This window comes from Niastella yeongjuensis (assembly GCF_900110245.1).
Taxonomy (GTDB): Bacteria; Bacteroidota; Bacteroidia; order Chitinophagales; family Chitinophagaceae; genus Niastella; species Niastella yeongjuensis.
The window spans coordinates 660,225-680,657 of the sequence record NZ_FOCZ01000004.1; the positions used below are offsets into that span (position 1 = coordinate 660,225).

14 protein-coding genes are annotated in these 20,433 nt (G+C 39.5%); 6 read left to right on the forward strand and 8 right to left on the reverse strand.

Annotated features, from left to right (window positions below; genetic code table 11):
• Positions 1-2: 2 nt before the first annotated feature.
• The 3 genes from BMX95_RS13955 to BMX95_RS13965 all read left to right on the forward strand — a co-directional run bounded on the left by BMX95_RS13955 (position 3) and on the right by BMX95_RS13965 (position 1,717).
• The gene (locus BMX95_RS13955; protein ID WP_081202959.1) at positions 3-740 is read left to right on the forward strand and encodes a LytR/AlgR family response regulator transcription factor; all 738 of its coding nucleotides are present in this window, start codon (positions 3-5) and stop codon (positions 738-740) included.
• Positions 741-833: 93 nt separating this feature from the next.
• Entirely contained in the window at positions 834-1,028 is a 195-nt protein-coding gene (locus BMX95_RS13960) for a hypothetical protein (protein ID WP_081202960.1), read from the forward strand.
• Positions 1,029-1,072: 44 nt separating this feature from the next.
• Positions 1,073-1,717 carry a Crp/Fnr family transcriptional regulator gene (locus BMX95_RS13965; protein ID WP_081202961.1) on the forward strand — a complete coding sequence of 215 codons (645 nt, stop codon included), beginning with the start codon at positions 1,073-1,075 and terminating at the stop codon, positions 1,715-1,717.
• Positions 1,718-1,779: 62 nt separating this feature from the next.
• Here BMX95_RS13965 and BMX95_RS13970 read toward each other — a convergent pair whose 3' ends face one another.
• The gene (locus BMX95_RS13970; RefSeq protein ID WP_081202962.1) at positions 1,780-2,529 is read right to left on the reverse strand and encodes a hypothetical protein; all 750 of its coding nucleotides are present in this window, start codon (positions 2,527-2,529) and stop codon (positions 1,780-1,782) included.
• A 752-nt stretch (positions 2,530-3,281) separates the two neighbouring features.
• Here BMX95_RS13970 and BMX95_RS13975 point away from each other — a divergent pair.
• Positions 3,282-3,482, forward strand: a complete 201-nt coding sequence (locus tag BMX95_RS13975) for a hypothetical protein (RefSeq protein ID WP_081202963.1) — start codon at positions 3,282-3,284, stop codon at positions 3,480-3,482.
• Between the two features lie 126 nt (positions 3,483-3,608).
• Here the strand turns inward: BMX95_RS13975 and BMX95_RS13980 are convergent, their stop codons facing one another.
• Positions 3,609-6,089, reverse strand: coding sequence for an ABC transporter permease (locus tag BMX95_RS13980; protein WP_165759038.1), 2,481 nt, complete (start codon positions 6,087-6,089; stop codon positions 3,609-3,611).
• A 446-nt stretch (positions 6,090-6,535) separates the two neighbouring features.
• Here BMX95_RS13980 and BMX95_RS13985 point away from each other — a divergent pair, with 446 nt between their 5' ends.
• A complete protein-coding gene (locus BMX95_RS13985; protein WP_081202965.1) occupies positions 6,536-6,874 on the forward strand; it encodes a hypothetical protein in 339 nt (112 codons plus the stop codon).
• 461 nt (positions 6,875-7,335) lie between these two features.
• Here BMX95_RS13985 and BMX95_RS13990 read toward each other — a convergent pair whose 3' ends face one another.
• The 6 genes from BMX95_RS13990 to BMX95_RS14015 all read right to left on the reverse strand — a co-directional run bounded on the left by BMX95_RS13990 (position 7,336) and on the right by BMX95_RS14015 (position 19,462).
• On the reverse strand, positions 7,336-7,704 hold the full coding sequence (locus BMX95_RS13990) for a hypothetical protein (protein WP_081202966.1): 369 nt from the start codon (positions 7,702-7,704) through the stop codon (positions 7,336-7,338).
• A 67-nt stretch (positions 7,705-7,771) separates the two neighbouring features.
• Positions 7,772-8,188, reverse strand: coding sequence for a very short patch repair endonuclease (locus BMX95_RS13995; protein WP_081202967.1), 417 nt, complete (start codon positions 8,186-8,188; stop codon positions 7,772-7,774).
• Positions 8,157-9,326 (reverse strand): DNA cytosine methyltransferase, encoded by a 1,170-nt coding sequence (locus tag BMX95_RS14000; protein ID WP_081202968.1) that lies wholly within the window; start codon positions 9,324-9,326, stop codon positions 8,157-8,159. The genes BMX95_RS13995 and BMX95_RS14000 overlap by 32 nt, the downstream gene beginning before the upstream one ends.
• Positions 9,319-10,410 carry a PD-(D/E)XK nuclease family protein gene (locus BMX95_RS14005; RefSeq protein WP_081202969.1) on the reverse strand — a complete coding sequence of 364 codons (1,092 nt, stop codon included), beginning with the start codon at positions 10,408-10,410 and terminating at the stop codon, positions 9,319-9,321. Before BMX95_RS14005 ends, BMX95_RS14000 begins: the two co-directional genes overlap by 8 nt.
• Positions 10,407-16,553: a DEAD/DEAH box helicase gene (locus BMX95_RS14010; protein ID WP_081202970.1), complete on the reverse strand. Its 6,147-nt coding sequence runs from the start codon at positions 16,551-16,553 to the stop codon at positions 10,407-10,409. Before BMX95_RS14010 ends, BMX95_RS14005 begins: the two co-directional genes overlap by 4 nt.
• A gap of 2 nt (positions 16,554-16,555) precedes the next feature.
• A complete protein-coding gene (locus tag BMX95_RS14015) occupies positions 16,556-19,462 on the reverse strand; it encodes a hypothetical protein (RefSeq protein WP_081202971.1) in 2,907 nt (968 codons plus the stop codon).
• Between the two features lie 237 nt (positions 19,463-19,699).
• Between BMX95_RS14015 and BMX95_RS14020 the strand changes: the two genes are divergently transcribed.
• Positions 19,700-20,389, forward strand: a complete 690-nt coding sequence (locus BMX95_RS14020) for a hypothetical protein (RefSeq protein WP_081202972.1) — start codon at positions 19,700-19,702, stop codon at positions 20,387-20,389.
• Positions 20,390-20,433 lie beyond the last annotated feature (44 nt).

Genomic DNA, 20,433 nt, shown 5'->3' on the forward strand with positions numbered 1-20,433 from the left:
AGATGTCAGCTTTAAAAATAGGCGTTGTAGAAGATGAACTGGTAATTGCCAGGCTTATACTTGGCACATTAGATGAATTAGGCTATTCGCATTGCGGCCCTGCTATCAATTACACCGAGACCATTGAGATGCTCGAGCACAACAAACCCGACCTGTTGTTACTCGACATACAACTCTCAGGTAAAAAAGACGGTATCGATGTTGCACAGAAAGTGAACGAACAATACCCCATGCCATTTATTTTTTTAACAGCTAACAGCGATGCAGAAACCATTGACCGCGCCAAAAAAGTAAAACCGCATGCCTATATTGTTAAACCATTCAGTAAAGAAGACCTGTTTGTGGCCATTGAAATAGCCTTCAATAATTTTTCAGGTAAACAAACCAGTCAACCGGAAGCAACAAACAGCTGGCAGGGCAAAGACCATATCTTTTTAAAGGACGGGCATATTTTCAGAAAGATCTTTCTGCATGAGATATTATACCTTGAAAGCAGTGCCAACTACGTAACGGTTCATTTACAGTCGCAGAAAAAAGTAATGGCACGAAGCACCATTAATGACCTTGTTGAACAGCTAGATCAAAAAAACTTTATCAGGGTACACCGCAGCTATTCGGTAAATATTAATAAAATTGAAAATATACTCCCCACAGAGATCTTATTGCAAGGCATCAGTATTCCTATTGGCAAATCATATAAGGATGACCTGTTTAAAGCGCTTGGCATAAAAGACAATTAGCTCAGAAGTGCCACCCCGGATTCATTCGTCCCGGGAAAACGCGATTGATCCCATTTATTTTGCCCGGCTTTAAAGCAGTCCCATTTTTGCTTTATGGGACTGCTTGACCTGGACAAGATCGTAGTGCACCGTACTATTATAGGTATTCGCTGTATTTCCTGCGAAGGAAGCCTGCTTGCAATAAAAACAACCTTTTCAGCACGATTAACCAAACTGATCTCCTTTGGAAAGATCAAACCAACAAACTACGAATGCGAAACCTGTAAAAAGAAATATGTACTCCTGTGAGGTCATCAGCAACAACCAAACTTAATAGCAACTATTTCTAATATATGATAGGCCATACAGATAATTATAGCAATAAATTCTCGGATTTTTTTGAACCAGCATTGCTAACAGAACTGGAAGAAAAGTCAATGATCATGGAAGTAAAGAGTGGCGATACCCTGCTCAACATTGGGCAGGCCATCAAGGCCATTCCCCTGCTTGCCACCGGCGCCATTAAAGTAAGCCGCATTAATGACGAAGGGCAGGAATTATTATTGTATTATGTAAGGGAAGGCGAAAGCTGTGCCATGACCTTTAATTGCTGTATGCTGGAGCAAACAAGCGTTATAAAAGGTACGGCAGAAGAAGACAGTGTGCTGGTTTGTATACCCGTAACGCTGATGGAACAATGGATGGTAAAATACCCTTCGTGGAAGAAATATGTAATGACCACCATGTTGAGCCGCTTTACAGAAATGATAAAATCAATTGATGAAGTGGCCTTCAAAAAAATGGATGAACGACTGATCAATTATCTAAAGGAGAAATCAGACATCACCGGTTCTACAGTCATAAACCTTACGCACCAGCAAATTGCTGATGAACTGGGTACCAACCGGGTGGTTATTTCACGTCTGTTGAAAAAGCTGGAAAACGAAAAGAAATTGCTCATATATAATAAGCAAATTAAGCTGCTCAGGGATCTGTAGCTTGCCTGCTTTACCTTATTGTTCCCTTCACGTTCATAGCGAAGGGAACACCTCCCCACGGTCTATTTTTTTCTTAGCACGACATCGAAGTCGATATTTAACGTGCCATCACTCAAAGGACCTCCTGTATAAGCCACGGGAGTCCCACCGAATAGCAAGAATTCCGTCTTCTTTTTGAATGCAGACAGCTGTACTTTATATTCCTGCGGATAAAAATCATCAGGATTTGTCGTAAGGGCCTCCCAGTCCTTTTTGCTATATGGATTCCCGACGGTCTTTTTTCCCAGTAACACAAACATGGTATCGCCGGTTATATGATCTAGTTTTACCAGTACAGGATTGAGTTGAAACGTCTGGTTCTCTATTGATTTCCATCTGGCCCTGTAGATGTCACCAGGCTCTGGATTGGCAAGCAATTCTTTCGTATGCGCCTGTCCTCGTTTGATGATCTGACCATAAACAGCCGCAACACCGGCCATGAGGAGCAGTACGATGCAAAGGGACCAGGGATAGATCAATTGCCAGGTTGTGCGCCGGTGTGTGGCCCTTAGCACTTTAATGGCATCTGCAATGTTGTCTGAATAGGTTCTTTTTCTAAAAGCAGGTGCACCAGGATCTTTTATTTTACTCGAACACAGTCCGCAATGAACACCTGTGATCCGTCCCATTCCAAATATTGGTAAAAACGCCCTGATGTACCTCATGTAAAGCGTGATCTCAACGCCTCCCTTCTTTCCACATACAGGACAACTCTCATCGGGCAGCTGTTTTGCAACCAATGGTTTTGTAACAATCTGATAAAAAATGATCATACTTCTATCCAGTTAAATATTCTAAGATTGATTTATTCCAAAATACCCAATCGCCTGACTATTTCAGAATGGGAGTGCAAAAGAAACGAGTAAACGAAAGAAGCTGCATCAAAGTATGATACAGCTTCTTTTTAATGATTCCCTAATGGCGCCAGGTAGTGGTTTAAGTTTAGTAAATTGTCAGATTAATCATTATATGGTTAGGCATTTAGAAGCACTGCAATTATGTTATTAGTCCCCCTCTCTCATTTCTACCCAGGTACCAACATATTCTCGGGATATTTTTTTATTTAACGCGAGTGTCATGGGTCTTTCTGCAATAAGTTCGATAATTAAGGGTTCGGTGCCTGATGCCTCTGATAGCCCCTGCTGCACCATCGAGACCACCGCCAAATTGAGTCATTATTGTTTCAATCTGATTCAATGGAGTATTTGATACCCATAATATAGATGCTACCGCTTTTTTAGCACGTAAAGTACCTAGCGTTGAATCCTCCCAGCCGGTTCCCCGCATCATATTGATAATTGGGTTTCCCGAAATACAATCACTTTTTTGTCTTCATTGATCAATTTAGCTACAAGCGGAATGATTAAATCCTGGCTGCTACCTTTGCGATAATAACGTTGTATAAAATTAGGAATAACTTTCTCTTCTTTTGTATCAGAAGCTATATAACGAAAGCTTCCATCAGCCCTAATAATTCCCTCATCAAGAGGTACTGGCCTTTCTGTTTTTTTCAGCAGTTGTTAAGTTGGGTGAAAGGAGGGCCAAATCTGTCGCCAATCTGCTGATTGATAAACTCGATTCAAAAAAGGAGTTTATTCCGGACATGGAACTGATCGACTGGGACATTAAATGGATCGGACAAGGAGAAGCCTTACCGGACACCGGCAAACGCCGCGGTGCAGTGTCGATCATCTGGAACCTGCTGCCTTCTGCGTATGCAAATTAACTTGAACAAACGTGAAAAAGACTTTCATGTGAGTAATGAAAATGTATTAGTCCCCACTTGACCCAACAAATAGGAATGAAAAGTCAAGGGTTAACCTTACAAACTTAAGGTCAGAATTACTTTACTTTACTCCACCCTCAAACTTTTCACCGGATTGGCCGTTGCTGCGCGAATGGTCTGCAAACTAACGGTGAGCAGTGCTATTACCATCGCTACGACACCGGCCAGCACAAAGAGCCACCACGGCATCGACGTGCGGTAGGCGAAGCTCTGCAGCCACTGATACACGCCCCAGCCCGCCACCGGCGCCGCAATAACGGTCGAAATCCCCACCAGGAGGACGAATTCCCTCGAAAGCATCGACACCAGTTGCGGAACGCCCGCTCCGAGCACTTTGCGGATGCCGATTTCACGTGTCCGTTGGTTGGCAGTGAATGCCGCAAGCCCGAAAAGGCCCATACAGGAGATGAAGATGGCGATGCCCATAGCGATGTTGAGGATCTGCGATGTCTGCCGTTCCTGCTTGTAAAGCTGTTCCAGGGATTCGTCGAAAAACCGGGACTGGAACACTGTTCCCGGGTATATTTTTTTATAGACCGACTCCATGTTTGTCATCAGCGTCTTCACCTCGGCCGCGGAGAGGCTGGCGCTGGAGAGTTTTATGCTCAGTTGGCTCCCGGTGCCTGCCTGCGTCGAAAAGATAAAGGGTCGGATCGTCTGATGCATATCGTCCGAATGGAAATCCTTCACTACACCGACAACAGGCCCTGATGCCTGGCCGTTGATCACCTGCTTACCGATTGCATCGGCCGGCCGGGTGAAACCCAGAGCCCTTGCCGCCGTCTCATTCAGGATAAAGGCCCGGTACGAGGGCTGTGCCGCGGCGGCCCCTGCGGCTGGAATGCTCCTTCGCGCCGTGTCCGAGAGGTAGAAATTTCTCCCGGCGACGAGCGTCAACCCGTATAGGGAGATATAGCCGGTGTCTATGTAGTCACCTCCAGGCATGATCTTCTCGTCCGAGGCTCCTTTGTATTCAAGAGAAGTCCAGCGTATCATATGGTAGAGCGCTTGCGGGTCGGCCGTGTTGAGGCTCACCTGCCTCACACCCGCGAGATGGTGGATCTCGGTGGCGAGGACGTCTTTTCGATTGTTTGGCTGGCCCCTCGGAATGTCGATCGTGACGATCGCGTCTTTACTAAAGCCGAGGTCCGTATTGATCATGTAATGGATCTGCCGGCTTACCATCATGGTGCCGATGATAAAGAGTAAGCTCACCGCAAACTGGAAAACAATAAGGCCCTTGCGAAGATAGCTTTTGGAGTTGAGCTGCCGGACACCCTGTCCCTTAAGGCTGATGACCGGCAGGAAAGAAGAGAGCGCCCGCCCGGGATACCAGCCGGCGATCAGACAAGTAGTAAAGATCGTAACCCCTATAAAGAGCCAGGTACCGGGGTTGGTCATATGCAGCCGTACGCCTTGGGGGATAAAGCCATGCAGGGCTGCAATAACAGGATCAACGAGCAGGAGTGCGAGTGCCATGGCGGCAACGACGATGATGCCGGTTTCTATGAGGAATTGCCGGACAAGACCGCTGGTGCTGCTACCCATTACTTTCCGTATGCCTATCTCTTTTGCGCGCAGTAACGACTGCGCCGTGGACAGGTTGATGAAGTTGATAGCGGCAATGACCAGGATGAAGAGGGCAATGCCGGCCAGTGCAAACAGCGTAGGCTTGTGCGCCCGGCGACCGTACATGTCCTGATAAGCCGCATTAAAATGGATATCTGCAAGCGGCTGCAGCGATAAGGTGGCCTTCGGACCTATATGACGTTTGCAGAAGGCGTTGAATTGCTGTTCTACGTGGGCCATTGTCGTACCCGGAGCCAGCTTGACATAGACATTGATACCACTCCTCAGATTGCCCCAGTCATGGATATAGGTTTTGAGGAAGCTCTGTTCGAGGGAACTATAGGAGATGAGGTCCTTGAAGTCAAAGTCTGTATTCTGGTCCCAATCCTTGACGATTCCCGTGACGGAAACCGTTAGCGAATCTTCGTACACGACGGAACGCCCCATCCAGTCTGCCGGCGCTCCTGCCTGGAAATAGCGCCTCGCCTCCGATTCGGTCAGCACCACCGAGAACGGTTTCTGCAGGGCCGTCGCGGGATTGCCCGCCAACCATTGGTAATGAAAGATTTTTAGGTAGTCCGTATCGGCAAAGGTGATATGATAGGTTTCGTCGCCGCTGATGGCAGGTATGACCTGGGGGGGCTGCCCCACCGATGGGATCAGCACACGGGTGTCGTCGGTAAAGAGGGTGGTAACAGCGCTGAAGCCTGTCGCCTCCTGGCGCAGAGCGGGGCCAAGGGGCCCGGACATCATCGCACCATTACTTTGGATACCGTAGTCGTGGGTCGTTGGAACCACCACCCGATAGATCCGGGCGGCGTTAGTATGGAATTTGTCATAGCTGAATTCGAAGGCCACATACAGGAAGATCACCACGCAGGACAGGATGCCGAATGTGAGGCCAAGGAGGTTGATGCTTGTCGTCAACTTATGCCGGCCCAGACGACGCAAGGCAAAAAGCAGCTGTTTTTCTATCATAACGCTGGAGGATATATACCGAATCCAGAGCCAATTGAGCGCCATTTTTATAAAATGTTGAAAATCTGTTACTAACGGTGCTACGCACAGGCCAGGGCGTCCTTTTTCGATACAGTCAGTGTCCGATTCCATACCTAAATGTCTTGTTGAAGGATTGAATGTAACATCAAATGTTGCCTCGGTAATCAAAAGTGTACGGTTAAATACTGACTATTACTGATAATATCTATACTGATAATGGTATCGTGAATTTTGATGTGGTACTGGGAAATGCTTCAAGCATGACAAGGTCCTTAGAACATAATGATGCAATGATTGTTGCAGGCGCCATGAACAATGGTGCAGCAGTTATAACAAATGACACAAAATTTTTTAAATTTATGAATGCAATAGGTTGGCCCAACTTCCAGTATTCTAAATAAAGATCTATTTAAAATTTAAAGATTATGGGTTTCTATAATGTTTTAATAACAGAAATGGTATGTCCGAATTGCGGAGTGAGTTCTCCAGTTCGAATTCAGTATAAGTATGGTAGTACCAGGCAATTTGAATACAGGGTTGGTGATACCATTCCCTGGGAGGGCAATAATATAGGAAACCCTGAGTTAACCAACGTTAAAGCGTATGGCATTGCAGAATCAACAACATGTCCTTCCTGCAATCAGGATAAAATACCGGAAGACTATGATGTTTTTATTAAGAATAATGTAATAACCGGTGTTGCCCCTATGGAAAACAATGATTATTTAGTGGATAATGTCACCTATATTGATTTGAACAAGTAGTGATAACCAAGAGGCTGTCTTCTATGTTGAATTCCAAGCCTCGAATGTTAAAATTTCAATATTGCACCAGCTTTCGGGTTGGTGCAATTCTTCATCACCCGCGTGGGCCAGCGTACCTTTTGGGTATCAGAAGTTTAAAAAAAATCAGAGAGTGTTTTTTTACCCTTTTTACCACTCATTATATCACTCACTACTTATTTAACTTGTTTTGTTACAATTTGTCAAGACCACAAAACAAAAAAAACCTGCAATCATAAATTTGCAGGCTTAAAGTATCTTTTGATTTTGAGCAGTGCGGAGAGAGCGAGGGATTCGAACCTACCCTACTCCTTATTGTTAGTCAGTTAGTTGAGTGCTGCAAAATGGGTGACTCAATGGATGACGCTGGGAATATTATTACTTTGAAAGAACTGTCTTCTTAGATAAAGATATATAATGTTCTTTAAGGTGACGTCCTAATTCTATACCTCAATTTCAATTTCCGTCACACCATCTTCAGGCGGTCCAAAACGCAGTTTTGCTTTTGCGCCATTCATGAAATCACATTCTTTTAAAACAGGCTGAACAGTTTTGAACAGACTCTCTGCATTGGGGCCATACATATATAATGTTCCGTCGCCATAGTCCATTGCAATTTCATGACCGTCATATTCCCCAACTTCATTTTCTGTGACTACTTTCTCTAACATGTCTTCAAGTTCAAATAAAGCATCCAGGCCATCTATTCCATATTTAAACCGGACTATGACTGCGTGCTCTGGATTATCATTTGAGTCAGATTTTATATTCATTTTGCTTATTACCCTATTATTTAATATTTTATCCAACATCTACACCCAAGTACTTTAGTTCGCCTTATTGTATAATTGAGAATCGAACTTGAACGGTACACTAATTCTATATTTTCAAATGCATCCTTAACTTATCAACTATTTTCAATATGGATGACTCACTTTTTAGTTCGCATTCCCATACTACCAGAACTTGCCAACCATCGTCTTGAAGTAATTTAATATTTTTTGAATCTCGTTCAATATTCTTGGTTAGCTTTTTACGCCAGTATTCTGAATTACTGTTAGGAATTCTACCTTCCGCACAATCTTCATGAAAATGCCAAAAACAGCCATGAACGAATATTATGGTCTTGTACTTAGACATTACTATGTCTGGCTTGCCAGGTAATCCTGCCTTGTGAATCCTAAATCTATATCCGGCTTTGAAAAGGGCTGACCGTAATAACATTTCTGGCTTAGTATCTTTAGCCCTAATTTTGCCCATTACTTCACTTCGCTTTACTTTTGACCAAATGTCCATTGAGTTGTCGATTTAAAATGTGCTTTTCAATGAGAAAGCTCATCATAGCTGAAGCCATAGCTTCGGCCATTGGGACAGGCACACCGTTCCCAATCATTTTAAATTTCTTTGACAAAGGTACATCAGAAGGCAATACATACGTATCTGGCACACCTTGTATTCTAAGGGCTTCACGTACTGAAATTCGCCGGTGTTTATATGGATGTAAGTGAACCTCGTTATTGCCATAGCAAGCGGTCGGACTAAATCTAAAACGATGTAAGCGTTTGAACGAAGGTCTATTTGTTTGACCTTCTGGAATGTTCATTAACTTTTCTTTCGCACTATGCAAATTAAAATATTCATTGGCGTTTGCAATTTTCTTAATCTGGTTATCTGGAACCAGGCAGTTTATTACACATAGTTCAACTGGTATATCCTTGGGCCTTTGTAATTTACTGCCAAAATCAGAAGTTTCTGGCCAAGTATATTTGCTAAATGCATCTTTATACAATTTGCTTTCAGGCCAATTAAACCAGTGCTCTCCTGGTGCCTCATTGATTAACTTTTTTGCAACAACATCCTTTCTTATTCCTGCAAAGAAAACACGTTCCCGGAACTGAGGAACACCAAAGTTCAAGGCATTTAAAGTATTATAATCAATGTAATAATGACGTCCAATCTTTTTTAACAGCTCAATTAAATAGTCCTTATTTGACTTTTGTCTTATCAGGCCTGCGACATTTTCCATTACAAAAAATGTTGGCTTTAGCTCAAGAATTTTATTAAAATACATAATCGTGAGCTTTCCTCGTTCTCCTTCGAAGCCACCACGGTTTCCATAAACACTAAAATCCTGGCAAGGGGGGCCTCCAATGACTCCAAATTGCTCAGGCTTTTTTCCAGAAAAGGCTTGATTTATAATTTCGCCAGAACTTATTTCAGTTATTGATTTTGTATTAAATATTTCTGCCTTTATACCGTTACCCTGTGATTTACGCCATGAAGTAATTCCTTCCGCATGAAGCCTTGCGAAAAGTTTATTATTTTCGTTTGTCCACACGATCTCAAATCCTGCTTTCTCAAATCCCATATCTAAAAATCCCCCGCCAGAGTAAAATGACAAAATTGGCACTTTGGGTGTACTTTGCTTATGCATAGGTTATTGTGAAAATATTGGCTGTTGCGTTAATTGCGTTCTTGCTTTTCCTTAAATTATAGAGTGTAATCTTCTTATCGATCAAATTTTCAAACCCCTGCTTTAGACTGCCTGTTAGACCATTTATTAATACTTCATGATTTCCGATTTGCATTTGCAGGCCTAAAGAATTATTATTAAAACAATTCACCTTTTTCAATAGCCCACCCAAATCATTTACATGTTCAAAATTTTTAGTCAACCAGTTAGAATAATAATTACAGGCAGGACGGTAAGAACAATATTGGCAATTTTCTTTTGAGGGCTTTGCAATTAATTCAAATTCCTGCTTTTCAATAATAGAATTAGTGCTTGATAAAAATGAGACTGCCTCTTTGTAAACATTTTCGCAATCTTCTTGTGTAAATGGAACTTCAATAAAATTATTGTCTAACGTTATTAAAAACAAAGACGTAGGAAATACGTTGTGCATTAAAAAATACAGGTATGCATATAACTTTAATTGAAGCTCATATTCCTTTTTTATTAATTTTTCTGAACCACCATTTTCATCAATCGATTCAATATGTACTTTCCCAGTCTTGAAATCCAATATAACCACAGAAGAGCCATTCTTAATAATCAGATCCGCAATACCATATATGCTGTGGTCCAAATTAGTCAGTTTTACTTCAGGAAAATAAGTGTTTGTTGTCTTTTGCTCATGCTTAGCAATTTTATTCTTTCTTCGTTCGAGAAAATGCCTAAGTTGATTCTTCTTCAATGCAAAATCAGATACAAAATATTTTAATGGAGTAATACTCCCTAGTCCCTTTTGCCTAAGTTCATTTTCCTTTTTGTTAATTAAATCATTCCAGCATTCAGAAAAAGACTCCTCATTAACTACAATACCCCTTGAAATCAATTCAATCATTTTATGGGCAATGGAACCAAAATGAGCATTCGCATTAATTGGCAACAACGACTCATATTTAAAAGTATTTGCTAACACAAGCTTATAAGGACAATTTAATGCCGAATAGTATTGACTTGGTGATATATGTTTTAATGGCAGTATTTTTAGTGCTTTCAGCTTTCGAATCATTTGTTCATTATTTTTTCAAAGCACCAACCAATCCTTCGTTGTAAATTAAAAGTATCTAAACATTCAAAATCATCTTCAACATTCCCTCCCCTATCCATTATATACTGGCGAGCTTCGCTTATCGCATTTGTATACCATGCGTCCTCTTCAGGACTATTCAACTTCCAAAATGGATGTATTATTAAAATTATTTTTCTTCTTCCATTTTGAATAGATCCGTGTTTAATTGCAGGAATTCCTCTGAAGTCAATTAAATAATCCTCTTTGGGAGTTCCAGCTTTAACAAAAAAACTTTCTACAAATTGATCTCTCAAAGTAGTTGCGAAATTCTTCCAATCCTTGATCTCAACATAATTGAAATCATTATCCGCACCGGACTTATAATCTTTATTTTGAAATATTCGTAATATACCTAGTCCTAAGCGCCAATCTAACAGGCTGTGCCAGTTCATGTTCCTATACACTTTGAGACAATCATAACACGCATCTTTACATTTCAGTTGGTGCTCCTGTGAATGTATTCGTTGAATATATGTTCCGACTGACGTTGGATCTAGTGCTTCTTTAAGCATTTGATCAAATCCTTCATAAAGCTTTCTCACGAAGCCAGATCCATTCGGTAGTTCATCAATTAAAATAATTTCCGCCACATTTTTTTTAATAATATCATCAATTTCATATTTAGTGATGTCAGCTATTTCTATTTCAGTTGGATCTATATCAAGAGTATCAGCTAATACCCTTTGTAATAAAAACGCACTTGAATAAAATCCCGCTCTTACCCCTAAACTTTGCCTTTCAAAATAATTAGGGTTATCTTTTAAATTAAACATGTCTAAATTCAATTCCGGTGCAACTGAAACTGGATGAAATTTCAGAACTTCAGTCTTCTTGTTTATAGCAAGGGCAATGGGTTGTTCCGGGACTCTATTATAAAATTCAACCCTATAATTATCTTCGGAAATGAACATTTTGCCATTTAATGTAGCCGACGGCACAAATGAATCTTGAATCCACTGGTTTTTAAACCTAAAGGATTTCATTATTTCAGGATTGAAATTATTTACATCATAATAGCTGCCGGAATACAGTTTGTCTCCGTTGGTATTTATACGCCAAGTTACATCCTTGTCTGAGATAATAATTCTGGAGTTTGCTACCTGATATTCTTCCCTCTTTGAGTCACCCTCCGTGGAACGGTCTGCATAGATAGGTGGCCTATTCGTTACAAAATCTGCCTCATCCCGATTATCGGAACCTAACAAAAGATCACCCCTGTATGCCTTTGGTGACTTTATTCGGAACTTACTGAATGTATTAATCTCAAAATTTCCGCAATCAGGACATTGTAAGTTTTTGGGTTTGTCTTGTTCATCAAACGATTTATTATAACCGCATTTTTTACACCTTTCCATCCACCTGTTTAAGTAAAATGGGGATGTTCCAGTCAGGCCATTCTCTTTATTTATCAATGTCTCCTTCCCATTTTGATCACGCCCTTTAATTAACTCAGAAGTGAAACCTATGGATTGATAGATGGCTTTATCTTTAGTCTTTTGAGCACCAGGAGCAAATTCATAAATAGCAATAGCCTGAGATCTGTCAATTTTCCGGGTCTCATTATTATCGGAAATGCCATGATAGAAGTTTTTGACATCGGTTGGCATACCAAACATTGGTAATATTCCACCCTCAGCAAATTTTTGGGATATATCATCTGTTGGGATCTCAGCATTATTAATTATTTTGTCAAGTTTATATATAAAGCCCTTTTCAGTAGAGGAATCAGTAAAATAGTTAAAGAATTTTTCCTTTTCGCTGGTAAGTTGAGAAGGTGTTATTGTGTTTATTATTTCTTTGATGGCATCCTGGTTGACTTTAATCCATTCAATGATTTTTTTCTTGTAAACGTTCCAATTATGGACCTTCCCAAAAACACCGTGGATACTTGATTTGTCCTCATCAAAATTTTCATTTACTTCAATCTGCAGGTATGCATTCCTTAAAATTTCTTTTGCGATTAGCCGTGAACATATCCGATCCTGCTTCATTGTAAGGAACGGTGTCGGGGGTTTGTCGCCGGTTATTTTTTGTGGGTTGGAAAAATAAAATTCATCATGGCTTCTGCCACGGCAAAAAGTTAGAATAATTGAATAAGCTTGCCCTCTTCGCCCAGCCCGCCCGACCCTTTGCTGATAATTGAAGCGCTGTGGAGGCATATTTGCTAACATAACTGCCTGCAATGCACCTATATCAACCCCAACTTCCAATGTAGTTGTTACGCTCAACAGGTCAATTTGTCTAACCAAGGGGACTCCTTCAGTTTTTAAGATAACATTTCTAAAATGCCGTTGTCGTTGGAATTGATTGTCTGTTTGCCCTGTTAATTCTTCACAATGAATCCTGAGGGGATCACGGTCTTGAATCATTGCGGAATATGATAGATAATTTTTTTCCCAAATTTCTCCGCAGGTAGTTTTATTGGATGGATTTAGAAGTGATTTTGTTTGCGTGCATACTCCACCTGAGGAATGCAGGTGGGCCCTCCCACCTTTGCTACTTAACCAGGCCTCATCGGAACCAACAGATGCTTTTATAAACAGACTTTCAAACTGCAAACCCGAATAACCTGATAAAATATTATTTCCGGAAAGTAAATCAAAGATATTCTGCCCTAATGCACTTTCAGATATTGAAAATCTTTCACTAACCTTTTTAATATATCCCCTGCATAAGGTCGGAAAATCATCGTAACCCAAAATATCAAAAGGAAAGTTGTCCGGATCAACTTGATTATGTTTGTACTTGTCACCTAATATTCTTATCGTGGAATTTACAACATCAATAAAATCTTTAGGGGCAAGTCCAGCTTTGCCTGCATATCCTGAAATTTCAGGAGTTTCAGGATTGATTGTTAAATAGCCAAGAGCAGAGCTCTCAAAAGAATAAAAAAGTGAAGCGAAAAACATGTTTGCCATTTTCCTCATTGTTCCCCCTTTGATTTCGTCAATAAATTCATCTTTTACCCCTTTTACCCATTGCTCTGGAGGATCAAATTGAATGACCTTATACCAAGGAATTCTATTACTACCTTGCATGGCTGTTTGCAACCTAATATCATTACCACCTGGATTTATCCCCAATTTTACAAGCCGCTTTACAAGTGGAGCAAGATTTAAATTATTCGTATAATCAACCAAGTCCCTGACTTTAATAATCCTCGTTTCAATTTCCCGGATTTTGCCCAATGCAAATTTTTTATCATTTATTGCTTTCGGTGTCGTCCGCGTTGAATTAGCATCATTCCAAACATCGTCAACATCGTTAACAAGGTCCTCATATTCCTCGCGGAATTTATCGATTTTAACCCTGTCATTTGATTTGAATGCATTAAGGATATGCAATTTAATCAGTAGGCTATTATTTAGCTCCCTGATGAGAAGCTCCCTCAATAAATCCTGGAAATGGTTCCTCTCAATTCCATTTGCGACCTGCGCGGAGTCCTCCCTGCTGTCTGAGAAAACGACGAGTTTTCTCTCATCCTGATTGCCTGGCAACTGATACATCAGTTCTTTAGCAAAGATTTGGCTTGACTTCGCAAAACCTGTTCTAAATCCCCTAATGGAAGAGATTTTTATTTTTATTGCTCCTTGTTTGTGTTTACTGTGGTTAATTCCGCAACCGGGGCAAACACATGGTGTTGCTTTATGAGTATCATTTCCAGATGTGTTAAGTGCGATATCGAGCATCGCAGCATTCCTATGCACAATTTTGAAATAGTATCCCTTGCGCCAGTTAGCTGGTTTTTGAATAGCATTTTCATAAGTTTCTTTAATATCACCTGAATAAATGTTAATTGAAGCCTGCTCCCACGTCGCGCGATAATCATTTTGGTTAATTGAACTGTCCACAGTAGCTTGCCTCCAATAACCATTTGGCCTTTCGTGAGGCTCCAGTTCTTGACCTCCTTGTGGCCAGAAAACGGCATATTCCTGATAAGTCCGGCGTTCTAAGAGCTTATGTGGTGTCTTTTCTGGGATACCTTCAATATTCGGACTTAATGGTAATAACTCAAAAAAATTGCCCGTTTCATCTGATGCCTTCAACCTGCTGCCTCCGAAGAAAGTAGTTCCGCAATTATCGCAATATAAGAGTTCAAGCACCCGGAAACCTCTTTCAGACTTTATTTGTGCTTGCGAATATAATCTACCAACAGTCCGTTCGTCATCTCTATATTTCTCTTCAATGTCTGATGGATTTAATGAACCCCACAGCCCTTCAATATTCCTGAAAAAATAGTGAAATCTGAACCTTGGCAGCTTTGCAGAGCTGTTCTCCGATTCAATTTTTTGATATTCTTTAAGATCGTAAAGTGAACGTAAAATAAGCAACCCGCTTAGTGCTTTACGCAAATCTGCTTTGGAATTGTCTATCCCAAAAAGTTTTTCTGCAAATATGTCTTTGTTTTCGATATCACCATCTGCCCTCAATGAGCAAACTGCCCGCTCCTTGTCTGCAATTTTGCAAGCTTTGTATAAGCGTTCCCGCAACTTTATCTTTTTATCAAGAAGTACCTTCAAAATAAGTGATCTACCATCAGATTCAGTCAGACTCATTTGGCCAAATGACATCAAGCTATCCGCTGATGCAATGCACTGTTGAATAAACCCACTGGAATTAATATTCTCATTATTTTGATAAAATGCTTCATTAATTCTCTTGAATGGATCTAAAGGAATTTTTATATGATTATCTGGCAAATCATCTACCGGATTGTTTTCGCCTTTAATAATTTCAAAAGACTGTTTCGCATCTGTAACCCCAAAAAAGTCCTGTATAAAATCAATACTTTTTATGTCAGTAGCATCCAATGATGCAGATGATGCAAGTATTCGCAATTGAGGATGATTGGGGTGAAGTCCCAATCTGTTTATTATAAGCCTTAGTAAATATGCTACTTCAGTCCCTTGGGTACCCCTATACAGGTGCAGTTCATCTATGATCAAGTGAAAAATCCTGTTGCGCTTTTCTTCCTGTTTTTCCCCCGTCGAAAGCTGTTGTGAGAACTCATCTTCACAATGAAGCCACTGTTTTGTTTTGTCAAAAATTCCACTATCAACACTTCTCATCAACATGATACTCAACATAGAATAATTGGTAATCATTATGTCTGGGGGCGCCACCTGCATATCAAAGCGTGTGCGCATTTCTGCTCCGTCCAATCGTGGATAAAAGGCCGTTAAATTTTCAGGTGTATCGGCGAGCCCATTGACCGAATGTTTATTTTCTTCAATGTGCTGCTGTATGTCATTTGCAGATGTCTCAAGTGCGATCAAATCCTTTTTTAGCTGATCAATCTTAAATTTGTTAATTATTTTATCGCCATCCCCATTGAATGAATAAAGCTCTCCTGGGGAGGGCGTGCTGCTAGTATACCGGCCAAAATATATCGTATTGTTATTCGCTTCATTTTTCAACCATTCCCTCGCTTTGTCTGAATCCAATGCCTTTCTCAGCCTAGTAAGCTGGTCTTCAACCAATGCATTCATGGGATATAAAATAAGTGCCCTTACGGCCTGCGGCCGTCCATCATCAGGCCTCTGCCTAGCCGGAATTGATAATTGGAAATCCAAATTCGAATCTACAATATCCCTGTCCTTTAAATTATCATCGTTCCACCACTTCGCTTGATTAGTACCGCTTGATTTTTTCCATTTTGAAAGCTCTTTTGCAAGTTGAGCGAACAATGGCAAAAGGAATGATTCTGTTTTTCCTGAACCTGTGCCGGAGGTAATAATACAATGTTTTTTACCCATCGCCTTCATTAACATTTCAGCTTGGTGCGCGTACATGGGAAAAGAATCAGAAAACAACCCGCATTTGACCAAAGATTTAAAACATTCTAACTCCTTATCAGTCATTGAATCTGAAACGTCTGCTTTCGAAATTCCAGATATCTTTATTCCGCTTGTTTTATAGTCGGGTAACGGTTCTATCCAAGGCTCTCTATACAATACTTTATCCTTATTTAAGAGGTCGAACCTTTCTGAATCGACAGAATCAAATTTCGTATCGAAGGCTGTCTCCACATAACGGATATAATTATCTTTAATTTCATCGAAAGAAGTAATTGGATCTCTCATATTTACAAGTCGTTATTAAATTCCATTTGCTGGTTAAATTTCTTAAATAAGTTCTCAGCGAAAATTTTAGGCACATTTTGGTGAAATTGATATATCAACTCACATTTGTCAATAGTAATATTTTTGAAATAAGGGGCTTGACCACTCAGAAGAATAATTGACTCCGCAAATAAGCGGGGTAGTTGGATGTATTTCGGGACTGCAAGCTCTTTAGTTCTTTCATTGTAAAATATTACGTGTTTCTTTTTTTCGGAAAGGAATAAAAACTTCCCCCAGTTCCTGTCAACTTCATATGATTTGTTATCAAGCCATAAAATATATGAATACTGATATTGAACATAATATTCCTGCAGTGAAAGGGTCTTATCAATAGGATTATCGTCCTTAACAAATTTCAGGGCATTTATATCGAAAACTTTTCGCGCCCATTCGTAATTTGCTTTTTCTACATTTTTATATTGTAACAAATGTTGTTTGTAGCCATCAACTGTTTCACTAAAATCCTGCAAACCGAATTGCATTATTTGCGGTTGACGATAAGGTTTTTCAATAGTCCTAAATTCAATGTTCATGATTGAAGCAATAGTATTTAATTTCATCCAAGCTTCCGTGCTATTATTGCAATCGGCAGGAATAAGCCTTATTAGATCAGGCAAATAGCAAACGTCCAATTGGGATTCCTGCGGAATAATTTCAAGGTTAACCGAGTATTTAATACAGCAATCTTGCAAATCATCAATAAATGACTTAGATCGCGCACCAATCAATATTCCCCTCAATGAAGATTTTGACGGAATAATTGCAAACTGCGGCCTATTTATTGAAATTTTATTTAGAGAATAATCATAATCTAAAAAGCCTAAATAATCATAAAGGCTTATGGAGGTTTGTTTTATATATTTTGGGGATTGTTGGAATCGAGAAAGTTCCCATAACCTTGAATTATCCTCTATACAATCTAAAATTTCGGAAAACTCTTCGTAATGAAGATTGCGTTTACTAGATAGAATTTGCAACACAAGGTTACCACGCTCAAGCTTGTACTCGCTCAGATTATTTTTAAATGGAGCTCTAATATATGTATTAGAATAAAAATCAGGAATGCATGCCAATTGCCTTTGCCAATTATTATAGTGGGTGTTACTACCTATCACAAATTCAATTTTATCACCTTCACAAATTTCACCGAAACGATCGCGCTTTGTTAAATTTTCATCCAAAATATCCAATGGATTAAAATCTATATCAGTGATTTGATAACCTAGTCCACAGTTATCTAATATTCCGTTTTCATCTTTAATCAAAAACTGTTGATTACAGACAACACTTGTCGGTATAATAAATTCTTCAGGAACAACCAGATTTTTTAATAGGTATACCCTATTTTCATTTTTAAATTCAAAGTAAATTTTCTCTGTTCCATCCGCACCTTCGATGTAAATACTAGGAAGCATATTTTTCAAATACTCCCTATTTCCCAATTTAATGCCACCACGAAGCTCGACTTTCTTTTTTGTTGTTATTTTAAGAATTTCTTCAGTTGGATGTGATTGAACAGGATTTCTGAATTTATAAAGGGTAAAACCTAAAGGAATATTATCGTAGTTGACAGGATTGAAATCTCCCTTTGCAAAAGTACTGCCCCATTCCTCAACCACTTGCTTTTTAGACCCGGCACACAAGAGATACATGGTTGATTGACGGCTTATTTTATCCGTTTCTACAAAATTACTTGAAGGCAATCCAAAGTAAGAACCAGATGAATAAAGAGTTATTTCATTTTTTGTTGCGCTTGCCCGCCATTTATTCTGATCATCAGTGAGGTTCAGCTCTTGGTTAAAAGGAATATTAATTGGGCTTGAGAAACTGCTGTCCAAATTTTTAATGTCATGTCCTCCAAGATTTAATTCTTCTGGAAAATCATTTAAAGAATGCAAATAATAAAAGTGAGTAAATATTTCATCCTCTCGATTCAGCGTGAAAGCAGAAATCAATGTTCCATATACCCAACCCGATTTAGGTTTCCCGTTGCTTTCACGTTCATCATACTCTATCACATATCCTTTCCAATTTTCATATTCCCTTTTTACAATATCCACTATTACTTTCTTTAAAAGATTATCTTCATCCTTCAATATATTTTTAATCCGGTTATCAAACCCAGCTTTGCTTTCGCTATATAAATTTATGATTCGCAAAAAGTGGGACTCTGTTATGATTGAAAATGGCGCAATACCTGCTGCCCAAAAAATGTTTGGGATATCCCTTATATTGCGCGGAGAAAGGAGACATTGTGAATATGGTTTGCCAACATAAAGCCAATTAGGATTGCCTAAATGCCTCTCAGTAAAATACCCCAAATCGGTTTTATAAAGTGCTTTACTCCAGTTTTCTAAATTGTTCCAAACCCAATCAATGTCGGCTATGCTTTTTGTTTTATTATTTGCCGTAACTATTTTGTTCGAAACCAAAAAACTATCAAGAGGGGGAAAGAAAGCGTTTGCACGAAAACTATTCACATTGTCAGTCAAAGGAACTACTAAAGAAACTAAGAAACCAAGATAAAAGGGATAAACAACTTTTAAATTAGGGCTATAAATGGAAGCCCCTTCAATCTTTAGATCATATTTGTTGTTGGACTCAAAAACTACCTTTTCATAATACTTCCATTTATTTGAAACAACCAGGAACTTGTCTATAAAGGTTGTTTTTGAATAAATTTCCGGAAATCCAGACTTAATTGCTTTACAGTAATCGTCCCAACTTTGAGCTTCAGAAGCAAAACCAAAATTTTTAATTCCTAATTCTGAAATTTCCTTTTTAGTTATATATAACAAGACCTCCTTGCCTGCATTGGAAGGATTAAAAAAGTATTCGCCAATTAAACTATTCCATTCAAGATATTTCATCTAGGATTCAAGGGTTTCAAGGGCTATGATAATGCGGATTCTAATTTGCCACCAAGAAAAATCGGTAAAAGAAGCTTAACATGTTAAACCACAACAATTAAATATGGTAGCAGTAATTATACTTGACTAAATTATAATAAATTTATCCAATGTGGAAACTTCAAATACTTGATATGAATCAATTTTTATAACTTTAAATAAAACCGTTAGGATATGCGAAGTTTGAATTTGAGGAGTATGGCATCCTTCATAACCAGGGAGCACACATTAGAAATCAACAACATAAGATCGCTATTTATAGCGGAACATGAGAAACACCTTGGGCTACATCCCGCCTGGAATTTCAAGGCTACCCGAAAAATAGTAATTGCTAATTATTGGTTCAGAGAGGTTTTGACTCATTTTGGTGTGATCATGGCGGTTGCCGTACTGTTCACACTACCACAATGCAATAGCTGGATTACATTATTTGCCTCTATTTTATTTGCCGGCCTACCAGCACTAGTTAGCTTTACGGCATTTATTTATTTCCCCTCCTTCTTTTGGAGTTTCTTGCCAAAACTAGAGGTAGTTTCTGGCGAACAAGAAAAATTGGCGAACCAGGCAGAAGAAACAACGAAGTGTAAACGCACCCAGTACCAGGCTCCTACACTAATTATCATACATTACGTCAATTCTAAAATTACCAACACGCCTTTACTACCTGCCAATGATCAATCGGCAGCACTCCTTAATAAGCTCTATGGCTCAGACAAAGACAAATTAAAACAGAACCTTTCCAGGTTGTATAAGCTATCCAGTCTTTCGGCTAAAGAGCGGGCTGAAATGCTTAAAGGAGTTGAAAATGCAAGAGGCTTTTTTAAAGACACAGGAAACGCCGGCGTTTCCAAAATCCTGGATGAACTTGAAATGAAATTGAGACAATAATTTGAACTTAAATTCTCATATTGTACTCTGATTTTCAAGTTTCT